Raw genomic sequence first — 13,142 nt, forward strand, 5'->3', positions numbered from 1 at the left:
GGAGAAACCCAAGAAGAAACGAAAGAAAGCAGCGTAGATATTCCGCCGCACAGAGCAGTCTGTGCGGTCTTTTTTTGCTTTGTAAAACGTAAAGATTTTATGAACGACAGAAAAATGTCGCTTTTTGTCTTCTGCCATCGGTAAGTATATAGAGGGCGATCGTTCTCAATAAACAAAAAAAGAAAGGAGAAATCACATGAACAAACTGATCATCAAGTCCTGCGAGGAGATAATGACCACGCTGTACAAGCCGATAGAGTTCGCCGTTGACGGCTTGCTTGCCCAAGGCTTGTACATCCTTGCAGGCTCCCCGAAGACGGGGAAATCGTGGCTGGCATTGCAGCTTTGCCTTGCAGTCGCCAAGGGAGAAAAGCTGTTAGAGCGTGAAACTGCAAACGGAACGGCTCTTTATCTGTGCCTCGAAGATGGCTACGAGCGTATCCAAAAGCGGCTGTACGAACTGACAGACGAACCGTCGGACAAACTGTTCTTTTCGATAATGGCTGACTCTATCGGCTGTGGATTGGAGGAACAGATCACCAAGTTCAAATCTGCACACGAGGACTTGCATCTCATTGTAATCGACACACTGCAAATGGTTCGCAGTGAAACAGAGTCCACATATGGCAGCGACTACGCAGAGCTATTGCCTCTAAAAAATCTTGCACAGCAGCTTGGAATCTGCATCGTGCTTGTACATCATCTGCGCAAGGCTACCGATAGCGACCCGTTCAATATGGTCTCGGGCAGCACAGGGCTTAACGGCTGTGTTGACGGACTGCTGGTGCTGATGAAAGCAAAGCGGAGTGCAAATCAGGCGACCTTGCACTGCACAGGTCGTGACATCGAGGACACCGAGCTGCTGCTCACTCGGCAGGGTGCAAGGTGGACAGTCACCGACGAGAGCGAGGACAAGCCGCCTGACATTTTCTCTTTTGCCATTCATGACCTGATGCTGGAAATGCTTTCGTTCAAAGGCTCGGCAACAGAGCTGTGCGGTCTGCTGACGGAAAAGTTTGAGCAAGAATTTTTCCCGAACATGATAAAGAAAGACCTGACCTTGCACGGCTACGAACTGCAAAGCTACGGCGTGAATTTCTCGCACAAGAGAAGCAATGGACAGAGACTGATTATGCTGGCGTACGACCGTGACAGTGACACCAGTGACGGCAGAAATCTTATGCCCGAGCCGTCACAAAACGCTGACCCTGCTGTCACTGCCGAGCAACCCGAAAGCTCGCAAGCCATTGATTCTATTGGCTCTGCGGCAACAGAAGGAAGCAACACTTGTGAAAAGTCAACTGACCCTGTCGGGCAGTTAGCTGTCCCTTTTCGGAAAGGCGCTGACCCTGAGTACCTGCTCATCAATGGAAAGAAAATCGAGGTGAAACGATACACACTTAACGAGTTGCTCAACCAAAGTGCAGCAAGACTGCGAGAAAAGATTTTCAAGGAACGAGGTGTTCTCGTCCCCGAGTTCGACCCCGCACTGTGAGCCGAAATTTGCCCACCCTCTCCCCCGGTGGAGAGTTTACCCGACCCGCATGCACAGAACGCCACACAGGGCATCGTGGCGCAAGTGTGAGCGAATGAAAAAGCAAGGAACACTAACGGCTGGAGTTTACTATCTGTATAGTAACTCTGAAATTGCGGAAAAGACAAAACCCCGAGCTTGAGCGCTTTGCAGCTCACGGGTGCAGCAAAAAACTGTTCCAAGTTTAAGTCGGCAGGTCAAGCCACACAGCATATTTCTCTCTTCTGCGAATGATAGCGAAGAAAGAAAACAGCTAATTTGAGGGTGTCAAACGGCAGTCCGAAAACCGCTAAACTTTGTGACCAGCCAGCATCGCAGTCGGCAGTCCACCACCGCCCGCTTCACTGGCTCGGGGCGGACCCCGTGAACCCCCTGTCGCATTAGCAGAAAAAGAATATGTCTGAACTGATAACCCGACAGTTTTGAGTACAGCCAAACAAGGCTCGATTTCAGAGCATTCAGAGCTTTGCAGGAAAAAGCACGGCGTCATTTGCCGCCGCACGCCTCACTTCGACGAGCAAAGCTCGGCGTGTTTGCGAGAGAATCTGCGAAATGAGAATTGGAGTCAAAATGTGAAAAAGCCAAAACTACCGACGTCAAAATTCAAAAAATGTGCCTGTAACTCCGCTTGTGCGAGGTTATCCGATGGCGTCACGGGCTGTTTTCGGCTGAACAAAAAAGTTGTGTTGAAACTCTTAACGGCAAAAAATAAATACGAAAGGAAGATCAAAAATGACAAACTATAATCCAAAAGCGATGTGCTGCTTGATGCACAAAAAAGACAGACAAAATTCGTTGCAGTTGGTGATAGATAACCGCCGCAGAGTGTGGTACTCTTGTGGTAAAAACTACTGCAATAAATGGTATAATCCACCTGACGATGATAAGAATAAAGATAGGAGTGATGCGTTTGAAGATTACAGAAAAATGCAAGGCTCTTGAGCTTAAAAAGCAGACGCTCACCGCCTGGACGAGAATACTTCTCGGGCGTGGTGAGATAGATGTGAAAAAGTACAACCGGATGCTTGTGCTGATAGATAAGCTCACAGCCTGAAAAAGCCCGCTGCAAAGGCGGGCTACATAGAGTAGATATGTAAATGTTTCCACCGTATTGATTTTGAAAAATAACAAGTTATAATTAAAATAAAGGAGGATATCTTATGGATATTTACAAGGCTCGTCAGCTGATGATGAGCGAGCGGAAAACTATTTTTGACCTGGACATCAACGTGACTTTCTACGCACGAGTGTCCACCCTCTCGGACGAGCAGGAAAACTCTATCGAGAATCAGATAAGCTACTTCACCGAGATGATAAAGTCAAATGCACATTGGAACTACGTCGAGGGCTATGTGGACAGAGTCAGAGGTGAGAGTGCCGAGAATCGTGAGTCGTTTATGCAGATGATAGACGACGGCAAGGCGGGCAAGTTCGACCTCGTGCTGACTAAAGAGGTCAGCAGATTTGCAAGAAACACCATCGACAGCCTGACCTACACAAGAGAGCTTCTCTCCTCGGGCGTGGGAGTGTTCTTTCAGAATGACAACATCTGCACCATAGACCCCGACTCCGAGCTTCGCCTTACGATAATGTCAAGCATAGCCGCAGACGAGGTAAGAAAGCTGTCCGAGCGTGTGCGATTCGGTCACAAGCGTGCTATCAAGAACGGCAACGTCCTTGGCAACAACCGCATCTTCGGATATGACAAGAAAGACTGCAAGCTGGTCATCAACGAAGAGGAAGCCGAAATGGTCAGGCTCATCTTCGAGCTGTACTCCACAGGCGATGCCAGCGTGCGGAAGATAGAACGGATACTCTACGACAAAGGCTATCGGGGACGCAACGGCACACGCATACACCACAACACCATCTCGGGAATAATTCAGAACCCCAAGTACAAAGGCTACTACTGCGGAAACAAAGTCACCACCGTTGACTACCGCACCAAAGAGCAGAAGTTCCTGCCGCAGGATGAATGGGTGATGTACAAGGACGAAACAGGCGAAACAGTCCCAGCGATAGTCTCCGAGGAGATATGGGAAAGGTGCAATCAGATATTTGCCTACCGCAGCAGCGTGATAAAAGCAAGAGAACACTCCTTCAAGGACAAAAGCGTGTTCACTGGAAAGATATGGTGTCAGGCTCACGATAAGCCATACTGGCGGACGAGCTTTTCAAACAGCGCATCAAAGGGCAAGCCCGTCTACGAATGGATATGCTCCGAGAAAAAACGCTTCGGCACAAAGACCTGCGCATCATTTGCAATACTTGAAAGCGAGCTTTACAAAATGCTGTCGGGATTTTTCACCGAGATAGCAGGCGACCTTGACGACTACATCGAATCATTCCTTGAGATATACAAGCAAGCCGACAACACAGGCGAGCTGCAAAAGGATCTGAACAGACTGCAGGTTCAGCTTGACAAGGAGAACCGCAAGCGTGACAAACTGCTGGAACTTTACATGGAAGAAACTATCTCCAAGGCGGAGTTCACCGAGCGCAACACCAAGCACACCAAGGTCATCCAGGACATCGAAAACGAAATGCAATACCGCAAAGAAAAATCCCAGGACAGCGAGCAGTACGCAAAGAATATCCGCCGCATCGGCGACTACTTCCGCAATATGTACGACCCAACAGGCGTAATGACCAAGGAAGATGTTGACGAAATGGCAAAGGCGGTCATCGACAGGATAGATGTGGTGCCAATGAACAAAAACACCATGAAGCTGCAAATAAAGCTGCTAACCGGCGATAACGAGCCTGTCACCTACGTACGCAAGGGAGCGAGGTATGCTCGGCGTTCGGGTAACATCAGCAAGAAGATGATCGACTCCTACAAGGCAGGCAAGTAAACCACACCAATAAAAAAGCCACCCTATATGGGTGGTTTTTTTGCAGCAAAAAGCTTCCCCGCAAAAGCAGAGAAGCTTGTATCCGTTACTATGTATCGGAGCTTATTTGTCGTCCTTGATAGGAGGCGTGATCTTTGGACCCTTAGCCGGCGGGATAGCCGAAGCATTGTTGTTTGGACCTGCGATCTTTTCAAGAGCCTCGTGTGTCGCCGTAACATCAGCCACACACTTTGACAGTACATTGTGAGCCTCGCCAAGAGAAATGTTCAGCTTCTCAACCATAGCCTTTCTGATAGCCATGTCCTGAGCCTTTGCATTTGAAATGATCTTCTCAGCCTCTTCGTTCGCCCTCTGAGCCTCTGCGTTTGCATACTCGTGAGCCTGCTTAACGATTTCTTCCTCGCTGATAAGCTCCTTAGCCTTTGCCTGAGCGTCCTTAACGATCTGGTCGGCCTGACGCCTTGCATCGTCAAGAATGCTCTGTCTGTCCCTCTCTATCTCCTTTGCCTTCTGGATCTCATCGGGAGTGGACTCGATAAGCTCGTCAACGATCTCCATCATCATCTCAGCATCTACCTTTTTCTTGTTTGAAAAAGGTGTGCCCTGAGCGTTCATAAGTGCGGATTTAAGGTTGTTCAGTCCCTCTTCAAGATTCATGTATATCTCATCCTTTCTTCAACCTATATTTTTATATCGTCAGACTTGAGAAGTCTGCTTTTTATAAAATCATGTATCTGCGGCGGAACAAAGCCCGAGATGTCACCGCCGAAGTATGCGATCTGCTTGACAACGCTGGAGGATAAAAACATATTCTCCCCCGTGGTGGTGAGAAATACCGTCTCCGCACCGTCGTAAAGCTTTCTGTTTGCCAGAGCCATCTGAAATTCGTATTCAAAATCCGAAACAGCCCGCAAACCCTTGACAATAGCCGTTGCGCCGGTCCTTTTAAGATAGTCCGCCAACAGCCCGTCATTGCAGTCAACAACAACGTTGTCCAGATCCTTGACCACATCGTATATCATCTCCACACGTTCTCCCACCGTGAAAGCTGCCTTCTTTGCTGCATTGAAAGAAACCAGCACGATCACCTTGTCAAAAAGCGTGGATGCCCTGTTTATAATGTCCAGATGCCCCAGCGTTATAGGGTCGAAACTTCCGGGACAAACCGCAATGCGCTTCATATGTCCTCCTGTGGTGCCTTGAATACAGTCACCGCCGTCTTGCCGTATTTATACCGCTTGTAAAGCCTGATGCCATCGTAACTATCCGTCAGCTCAAGTTCCTTTTCGTGCTCGCAAACAACAATACCGCCGCTGTTGAGCTGATCGCCCATGAATCCCAGAGCCTTCTCAACAAGCCCCTGCCTGTACGGCGGATCTATAAAGACAATGTCAAAACCGCCCTTTGACACCCTCAGGTATTCAAAGCTGTCCATGCCCAGTACCCTTGACTGTGCCACGAACTTGCAGTCGCTTATGTTCTGCTTGACGATCCTTATAGCCTCAGGGTTTGAATCAACAAATACACAGTGATCCGCTTCCCTGCTCAGAGCCTCAATGCCCATCTGACCGCTGCCTGCGAAAAGATCAAGCACCTTGGAGCCCGCAACATCGAACTGTATAATGGAAAAAACAGACTCCTTGACCATGTCCGTGGTGGGTCTGGTGTCTAACCCCTCTAAGGTCGCAAGCTTCTTGCCCCTGCATTTTCCGGTAATAACTCTCATAAGCGTCTCCAATGGGTAAAAAGATATAATTTCCCAACTAATTATACAATAATTATTTCAATTTGTCTATACCTTTTTGAATTTTTCTTAATTTTTTCTGCCAAAGGCATGGAATGACTGCCGCCTGCCAAGCCGCCTGCCCCCCCTTGCAGCATGGGTGAGCGAGCTTTGTTTTTCCATTATCCCTGTGTTGTTGTCGGGGATATTCTCTTGGTGCTCTATCGGGAGTAGTTCTTCCGGGTAAGTTTTTCTCCGCACTCTCTTTGGGAGCCTTTCGGTTATTTTTCCCTGCCCCGTCGCAGACGGAGTGGGGAAAAATCATTAAGAGGTTTCTCAGGGGGGGTACGGGGGGAAGTCTTCTCCAAAAGAGTTCCCCCCGATAAAGCTCCAAAAGAGTTTCCCCCTGCTGCCACGCAGAAGTAATGCGGCAGATCCGGATATGTGTTATGCCTCGCCCTTTTTGCTCTGGACCTTTCCTGTCATGGCAACGAGCAATTTTCTTGGCATGAGCCTTGAACCCACCGCAGCCAGTTTAAGCGCAGCCGATGGCACAATGATAGTCTTGCCGCCGAACATACCCTTGATCGCATCCTTGGCGCATTGTTCTGCACTTATGGCTTTGACGCCGAATGAACAGCCTGCCACCTGGTTAAATTCAGTGTCCACAGGTCCAGGGCACAGCGCACATACATGCACCCTGCTGCCTGCCTCCTGAAGCTCTCTTGCAACTGCGCTGGTAAGGTCGGCAACGTATGCCTTTGATGCGTAGTAGGTGCTCATGTACGGACCGCCGCTCATAAGTCCCGCAGAGGATGCAATATTCATGATATAGCCCCTGTCCTTTTGTGCAAAATCCTTCACGAAAAGCTTTGTGAGAATGTGTACCGCAGTTATATTGGTGTCTATCATCTCCAGCTCACGCTCAAGCTCTGTCTCGCAGAACTTACCGAAAAGTCCGAATCCCGCACCGTTTATAAGTACCCCCACATTCTCATCCTTTACCTCGTCATAGAGTCTGTAACAGTCCTCTTTTTTGGATACATCGCATACAATGACCCTTGTGTTCTCTCCCAGCTCGTCAGCCAGCTCTCTGAGCCTGTCCTCTCTGCGAGCACAAAGAATACACCGAAAGCCCCTTGCATAAAGCTCTCTTGCGATCTCCCTGCCGATCCCCGAGCTTGCCCCGGTGATAAGTGCCGTCCTTGCCATATATATTACCTCCTTGCGGTTTTGTTTCCCTTTGATTTTACCATACCCCTCCGACCTTTGTCAATCAGCCTGTATATTATTTTTACTGTTTTTTTTGCCGTTTTCTTAACATTCTATTGACAAATCCTTTGCTATGTGAGATAATATAGCTGTAAAACCAGCGCAAATACATTGCTTGGAGGACGAAAACATGAACGCAACCCTGGTAATACTCGCAGCAGGACTCGGGAGCCGCTTTGCAGGCGGAATAAAACAGCTTGAACCCCTGGGACCGGGCGGAGAGATAATCATGGATTATTCCATATATGATGCAGTTGAAGCCGGATTTGATAAAGTGGTGTTCATTATCCGCAGGGATATTAAGGACGCCTTTGATAAAATGATAGGCGAGCGTATAAAAAAGATAGTTAAAACAGATTATGTATTTCAGGAGCTTGACTGTCTCCCCAAAGGATTTGAGTGTCCCAAGGACCGTGTAAAACCCTGGGGACACGGTCATGCCGTCTATTGCTGCAAAGATGCGGTCAAAGAGCCTTTTGTTGTCATCAATGCCGACGACTACTACGGCAAACAAGCCTTTGTCCAGCTGTATGATAAACTGAAGGAAATGCAGTCTGCCCCGCAAACACCAATGTCTATCGCCCTTGTAGGGTTTGAGCTCCAAAATACCCTCAGCGAATTCGGCAGCGTAAACCGTGGAGTCTGCAAGGTGAAAAACGGCAAGCTGGAAAGCATAAAGGAAACCTATAATATCCGCCGTGAAGCCGACGGAAAAATACATTGCGGAAAAGAAACCGACGAGGTAATAGCCGACGATAACCCTGTTTCAATGAATATGTGGGCTTGCCCCCCTGAGTTCATCACAAAGCTGGGTGAGTATTTTGAAAGCTTCCTCAAAGAAAATGTAAACAATATCACCGCCGAGTTCCTGCTTCCAGGCGGGATAGAGAAAATGATCGAAAACGGCGACGTTACCTGCGCCGTTACCCAAAGCAGCGATAAGTGGTTCGGCATAACCTATGCCGAGGATACCCCAAGCGCAAAGGCAAATTTCAAAGCATTGGTGGATAAAGGCGTTTATCCTGCAAAGCTGTGGGGCTGACAGAGCACACTATTAAAAATACCCGGGGAAGATCCCTGCCAAAAAAGATCCCTCCCCAGTCAATATCCTAAGGCATTGTGCCTTTTTATCCCATTATCTGAGCGATACCCTCGGCAACCTCACCGATGGCGTGCATAGCACGGCTGGTACGCCTTTTGAGCATACGCTTTTCCGAGCCTGTGGAGTTTGCCACAGCGTACAGCGCAGTGCCTACCGCAGCGCATACGGAAACTCCCGCAATTATAGTCTTGACCTTCAACCTTTTCACCCCCGCATAAATAAGATTTTTACAAAATCATTCGTCTTTTGTATATCTTTATTTTTTCCCGCAGGGTCTGAAAATATAGCTGTGGATTATTTCCGTTTTTCTGGCTGAAAAATCCTTAAAAATTTTTAATCTAAATCGTTTTAGACAAATATTATTCATAGTTTGTTATAAATTGTTCTTTACATTTTGACCTCTGCTATGTTATAATGTTAAGTGGCAAATGATGATTGATTAAAATAAATTATTATCTCCTGTACAGAGTGCAGGGACAGGGCGCAGACTTTGCCGCCCAATATGTGTTTAAAGGGGCTTATTTATCATGGCAATGACAATGACTCAGAAAATACTTGCAGCGCACGCAGGACTGGACAGCGTAAAAGCAGGACAGCTTATAATGGCTGACCTTGACCTTGTGCTGGGGAATGACGTCACCTCGCCTGTTGCCATAAATGAGTTCAATAAGGCAGGATTCAGCGATATATTCGATAAGAATAAAGTCACCATGGTCATGGACCACTTTGCGCCTAATAAGGATATCAAAGCCGCCGCACAGTGTAAACAGTGCAGGGATTTCTGCGGAAAATACGATATAGTCAACTTCTTTGACGTGGGCGATATGGGTATCGAGCATGCCCTGCTTCCCGAAAAAGGACTTGTTGCCCCCGGCGACTGCGTTATCGGCGCAGATTCACATACCTGTACATACGGCGCTCTCGGCGCATTCTCCACAGGTATCGGCTCCACCGATATGTGCGCAGGTATGGCAAAGGGCAAGACCTGGTTCAAGGTGCCAAGCGCAATAAAGTTCAATATCGTAGGCAAGCTGCCAAAGTACAGTGCCGCAAAGGACGTTATTCTGCATATTATCGGAATGATAGGCGTGGACGGCGCACTTTATAAGTCTATGGAGTTCTCCGGCGAGGGACTTGTGAACCTTTCTATGGAGGATAGACTCTGTATGGCGAATATGGCGATCGAAGCAGGGGCAAAGAACGGTATCTTTGCCGTTGACAGCGTAACGCTCGATTATATAAAGGATAAGGTCAACAGAGATTATAAGATATATGAAGCAGATGCCGATGCCGAGTACGAGGCAGAGTATACCATCGACCTTAGTCAGATAAAGCCCACCGTGGCTTTCCCCCACCTCCCCGAAAACACAAAGACCTTCGATGAAATAGGCGACGTGGTTATCGACCAGGTGGTGATCGGCTCCTGTACCAACGGAAGGATCGAGGATCTGAGATGTGCCGCAGAGATACTCAAGGATAAGCATATCGCAAAAAATGTAAGATGTATCGTTATCCCTGCCACCCAGAAGGTTTATATGCAGGCTATGAAAGAAGGTCTGCTTGAAATATTCATCAATGCAGGCTGTGCAGTTTCAACGCCTACCTGCGGACCGTGCCTCGGCGGACATATGGGTATCCTCGCAAAGGGCGAAAGAGCCGTGGCAACAACCAACCGTAACTTTGTGGGCAGAATGGGACATCCCGAGTCCGAGGTCTACCTTGCGTCTCCATATGTGGCAGCCGCAAGTGCAGTGGCAGGAAAAATAGCCCAGCCCTCACAGCTTTAAGCATAGTCTATGAAAAGAGAACATAAAGGATAAGAAGGAGGTAACAAAAAGCTATGAAGAATTTTCTTAAAGAGATATTCAACGACCTTGTGCTAAGCCTTGTTACCAAAAAATACGGCAACCAGCTCAACGACGACCAGCGTGAGGAAAAAGCCGACGAGATAATAAGGATACTGCACGATACCAACTCGTATACCGTGGAAATGGCGCAGGCGCTTATAGATAAAAAGGGCTTTAATTCCTTTTATAATACCCAGATAAACGGACAGCCCGTTATCGGACTGGTGAAAGAGGGTATGTTCCATAAGCCCAAGACCTGCTATTTTATAACAAGAAATAAAGAGAAGCTTGACACAGCGTATCTGGACCAGATCTATGACGAGCTGCGAAGACAAGCCCAGGGCGATAATGTGTTCAATTCCCCTGATTTCAAACCGTAAAGGAATATAACCACCGAAGGGAGAGCTTAGAAATGATAGCTCGAGGCAAAGTACATAAATACGGAGATAACGTTGATACCGACGTAATAATCCCCGCAAGATACCTTAACACCGCCGATATGCAGGAGCTTGCAAAGCATTGTATGGAAGACATCGACATCGACTTTGCAAAGAACGTGCAAAAGGGAGATATAATGGTGGGACAGGCGAATTTCGGCTGCGGCTCTTCAAGAGAGCACGCTCCCGCTGCAATAAAAGCCAGCGGAATATCCTGCGTTATCGCAAAAACCTTTGCAAGGATCTTTTACAGGAATGCCATCAATATCGGACTGCCTATAATCGAGTGTGAAGAGGCAGCCGACAAGATAAGCGCAGGCGACGACGTGGAGATCGACTTTGAAACAGGCGTTATCACCAATCACACAAAGGGCGAAACCTATCAGGGACAGTCCTTCCCCGATTTTCTCATCAATATAATCGACTCCAACGGACTGCTCAACTCGCTGAAATAACAACAAAGTGCTATCGTATGATAGCATTTTTTGTGTGCTCGGCTGCAATAACTTGAAAATGCTGTTCGATCCGCCTTTTCACAGGCGGATCGAGGAAAAACAGTCTGAAACTTCTCAAAGGGGCACGCCCTCTCTTGCAGGGCTTTCCCTCTTTCAAAACAGTCCACCGGACTGTTTTGAAATTCACCCTTTTCGGAGAGCCTGACGGTCAGGCATTTCGCTGTCTGCGGACAGCGACGAGGGCTCTGCCCTCGACCGCACGCTATCCGCAGGATAGTGTAGCTTTCTTTTACGAGAAAAGGCTTGAGCGAAAAACCTGTTATTATGCTACTAATACATTGAAAGAAGGAATATTCAAATGGAAAAGAAGATCACAGTTATCAAAGGCGACGGAATAGGTCCCGAGATCGTTACCCAGGCTCAGAAAATCCTTGATAAAGTCGCAGAAAAATACGAACATACCTTTAACTATACCCATATCCTTATGGGCGGCTGCTCAATAGATGCCTGCGGCGAACCCCTTACCGATGCGGCTGTTGCCACCGCAAAAGCCGCAGATGCAGTGCTTCTGGGAGCAATCGGCGGAAATACCTCCACATCGCCCTGGTATAAGCTGCCCCCCAACCTCCGCCCGGAAGCAGGTCTGCTTAAAATAAGAAAAGAGCTTGGACTGTTCGCAAACCTGCGTCCCGCCGTGCTCTTTGACCAGCTCCGCTCCGCCTGCCCCCTCAACGACGAGATAATCGGCGACGGCTTTGACATGATGATAATGAGAGAGCTTACCGGCGGTCTCTACTTCGGCGCAAGAAAAACCGAAACAGTTGACGGCGTTGAAACCGCTACCGATACCCTTACATATACCGAAAAGGAAATCGAACGTATCGCTAAACGTGGTTTCGATATCGCCATGAAACGCCGTAAAAAGGTAACTTCCGTGGATAAAGCAAATGTCCTTGACTCCTCACGTCTGTGGCGCAAGGTTGTAAATAAAGTGGCACAAAGCTACCCCGAGGTGGAGCTTGAGCATATGCTGGTGGACAACTGCGCTATGCAGCTTGTCAAGGATCCCGGTCAGTTCGACGTTATCCTTACCGAAAATATGTTTGGCGATATCCTCTCCGACGAGGCTGCAATGGTCACAGGTTCCATCGGAATGCTCTCCTCAGCCTCCCTCAACGATACAAAATTCGGTCTGTACGAGCCAAGCCACGGCTCTGCCCCCGATATCGCAGGCAAGGATCTGGCTAACCCCATCGCAACTATCCTCTCCGCCGCTATGATGCTGCGCTATTCCTTTGATATGGATAAAGAAGCTGATGCAGTGGAAAACGCCGTAAAACAGGTACTTTCCGACGGTTACAGAACCGTGGATATAATGTCCGACGGCAAGACCCGTGTGGGCTGCGAGCAAATGGGCGATCTTATCTGCGAAAGAATATAGCTCCAAAGGGTATACTATTATAATATATATAATATGCCCCACGACGGTTAAAAACATAAATAACGGGGAGTCCTCAACCAAATGAGGCTCCCCTGATTTTTTCACTACGCCACGGTTTTTACACTTTCAAACATTCGTTTCGCCGGTTTTCCAACGTATTTTATCTGTCCATTAAAACGTACTTTTGCCCTAAACAGCGTGTTTTGCCGATGCAGTGCCCACAAAGATTAAATGATTTAGCATAGTTTCATTTTGTGGTAACGCCCCTTTTATTTAATAACCGATAGTTCATATTTTGTGCACTTTACCAAATGTCACCAAAATGGTACAGTATGATTTTTCTGCGTATATGCGCCATTTTAGAATTTTTCAAAAATGTTCATAAATGTGTAACAGCAAAAATGCAAACAGTTTTTAAATTTAAAATCCTTGTATTTTTCTGTTCTTGATTTGTAACTTTTGTTCCGAAAACGATT

The 13,142-nt window shown here is 47.6% G+C and carries 13 protein-coding genes; 8 read left to right on the forward strand and 5 right to left on the reverse strand.

Going from position 1 to position 13,142, the window contains the following annotated elements:
• Positions 1 to 196: 196 nt before the first annotated feature.
• From T494_RS0108835 to T494_RS0108845, 3 genes are all read left to right on the forward strand, one after another.
• Positions 197 to 1,495 (forward strand): AAA family ATPase, encoded by a 1,299-nt coding sequence (locus tag T494_RS0108835; RefSeq protein ID WP_028505990.1) that lies wholly within the window; start codon positions 197 to 199, stop codon positions 1,493 to 1,495.
• 949 nt (positions 1,496 to 2,444) lie between these two features.
• Positions 2,445 to 2,588 (forward strand): hypothetical protein, encoded by a 144-nt coding sequence (locus tag T494_RS13875; protein ID WP_155984073.1) that lies wholly within the window; start codon positions 2,445 to 2,447, stop codon positions 2,586 to 2,588.
• Between the two features lie 106 nt (positions 2,589 to 2,694).
• Entirely contained in the window at positions 2,695 to 4,389 is a 1,695-nt protein-coding gene (locus T494_RS0108845) for a recombinase family protein (RefSeq protein WP_028505991.1), read from the forward strand.
• 102 nt (positions 4,390 to 4,491) lie between these two features.
• Here the strand turns inward: T494_RS0108845 and T494_RS13470 are convergent, their stop codons facing one another.
• From T494_RS13470 to T494_RS0108870, 4 genes are all read right to left on the reverse strand, one after another.
• Positions 4,492 to 5,046, reverse strand: coding sequence for a hypothetical protein (locus tag T494_RS13470; protein ID WP_051540270.1), 555 nt, complete (start codon positions 5,044 to 5,046; stop codon positions 4,492 to 4,494).
• Positions 5,047 to 5,069: 23 nt separating this feature from the next.
• Positions 5,070 to 5,570: a pantetheine-phosphate adenylyltransferase gene (gene coaD, locus T494_RS0108855; RefSeq protein WP_028505992.1), complete on the reverse strand. Its 501-nt coding sequence runs from the start codon at positions 5,568 to 5,570 to the stop codon at positions 5,070 to 5,072.
• Entirely contained in the window at positions 5,567 to 6,115 is a 549-nt protein-coding gene (gene rsmD, locus T494_RS0108860) for a 16S rRNA (guanine(966)-N(2))-methyltransferase RsmD (RefSeq protein ID WP_028505993.1), read from the reverse strand. The genes coaD and rsmD overlap by 4 nt, the downstream gene beginning before the upstream one ends.
• A gap of 444 nt (positions 6,116 to 6,559) precedes the next feature.
• Complete coding sequence (locus T494_RS0108870) at positions 6,560 to 7,324, reverse strand: SDR family oxidoreductase (RefSeq protein ID WP_028505995.1); 765 nt, start codon at positions 7,322 to 7,324, stop codon at positions 6,560 to 6,562.
• 175 nt (positions 7,325 to 7,499) lie between these two features.
• Between T494_RS0108870 and T494_RS0108875 the strand changes: the two genes are divergently transcribed.
• Positions 7,500 to 8,426 carry a sugar phosphate nucleotidyltransferase gene (locus tag T494_RS0108875; protein ID WP_347490887.1) on the forward strand — a complete coding sequence of 309 codons (927 nt, stop codon included), beginning with the start codon at positions 7,500 to 7,502 and terminating at the stop codon, positions 8,424 to 8,426.
• 85 nt (positions 8,427 to 8,511) lie between these two features.
• Here the strand turns inward: T494_RS0108875 and T494_RS13880 are convergent, their stop codons facing one another.
• Positions 8,512 to 8,694 carry a hypothetical protein gene (locus T494_RS13880; RefSeq protein ID WP_242836419.1) on the reverse strand — a complete coding sequence of 61 codons (183 nt, stop codon included), beginning with the start codon at positions 8,692 to 8,694 and terminating at the stop codon, positions 8,512 to 8,514.
• Between the two features lie 319 nt (positions 8,695 to 9,013).
• Between T494_RS13880 and leuC the strand changes: the two genes are divergently transcribed.
• The 4 genes from leuC to leuB all read left to right on the forward strand — a co-directional run bounded on the left by leuC (position 9,014) and on the right by leuB (position 12,666).
• Entirely contained in the window at positions 9,014 to 10,273 is a 1,260-nt protein-coding gene (gene leuC / locus T494_RS0108885) for a 3-isopropylmalate dehydratase large subunit (protein WP_028505997.1), read from the forward strand.
• Positions 10,274 to 10,326: 53 nt separating this feature from the next.
• Positions 10,327 to 10,713, forward strand: coding sequence for a hypothetical protein (locus tag T494_RS0108890; protein ID WP_028505998.1), 387 nt, complete (start codon positions 10,327 to 10,329; stop codon positions 10,711 to 10,713).
• A 32-nt stretch (positions 10,714 to 10,745) separates the two neighbouring features.
• Positions 10,746 to 11,225, forward strand: a complete 480-nt coding sequence (gene leuD, locus T494_RS0108895; protein ID WP_028505999.1) for a 3-isopropylmalate dehydratase small subunit — start codon at positions 10,746 to 10,748, stop codon at positions 11,223 to 11,225.
• Between the two features lie 358 nt (positions 11,226 to 11,583).
• On the forward strand, positions 11,584 to 12,666 hold the full coding sequence (leuB, locus tag T494_RS0108900; protein ID WP_028506000.1) for a 3-isopropylmalate dehydrogenase: 1,083 nt from the start codon (positions 11,584 to 11,586) through the stop codon (positions 12,664 to 12,666).
• Positions 12,667 to 13,142 lie beyond the last annotated feature (476 nt).

This window comes from Ruminococcus sp. FC2018, from assembly GCF_000621805.1.
Lineage (GTDB): Bacteria > Bacillota > Clostridia > Oscillospirales > Ruminococcaceae > Hominimerdicola.

What these genes read in the sequence shown, in the direction of transcription:
- T494_RS0108835 (WP_028505990.1), top strand. Translation starts at nt 197, where the DNA reads ATGAACAAACTGATCATCAAGTCCTGCGAGGAGATAATGACCACGCTG.
- T494_RS0108845 (WP_028505991.1), top strand. Translation starts at nt 2,695, where the DNA reads ATGGATATTTACAAGGCTCGTCAGCTGATGATGAGCGAGCGGAAAACT.
- T494_RS13470 (WP_051540270.1), bottom strand. Translation starts at nt 5,046, where the DNA reads ATGAATCTTGAAGAGGGACTGAACAACCTTAAATCCGCACTTATGAAC.
- coaD (WP_028505992.1), bottom strand. Translation starts at nt 5,570, where the DNA reads ATGAAGCGCATTGCGGTTTGTCCCGGAAGTTTCGACCCTATAACGCTG.
- rsmD (WP_028505993.1), bottom strand. Translation starts at nt 6,115, where the DNA reads ATGAGAGTTATTACCGGAAAATGCAGGGGCAAGAAGCTTGCGACCTTA.
- T494_RS0108870 (WP_028505995.1), bottom strand. Translation starts at nt 7,324, where the DNA reads ATGGCAAGGACGGCACTTATCACCGGGGCAAGCTCGGGGATCGGCAGG.
- leuC (WP_028505997.1), top strand. Translation starts at nt 9,014, where the DNA reads ATGGCAATGACAATGACTCAGAAAATACTTGCAGCGCACGCAGGACTG.
- T494_RS0108890 (WP_028505998.1), top strand. Translation starts at nt 10,327, where the DNA reads ATGAAGAATTTTCTTAAAGAGATATTCAACGACCTTGTGCTAAGCCTT.
- leuD (WP_028505999.1), top strand. Translation starts at nt 10,746, where the DNA reads ATGATAGCTCGAGGCAAAGTACATAAATACGGAGATAACGTTGATACC.
- leuB (WP_028506000.1), top strand. Translation starts at nt 11,584, where the DNA reads ATGGAAAAGAAGATCACAGTTATCAAAGGCGACGGAATAGGTCCCGAG.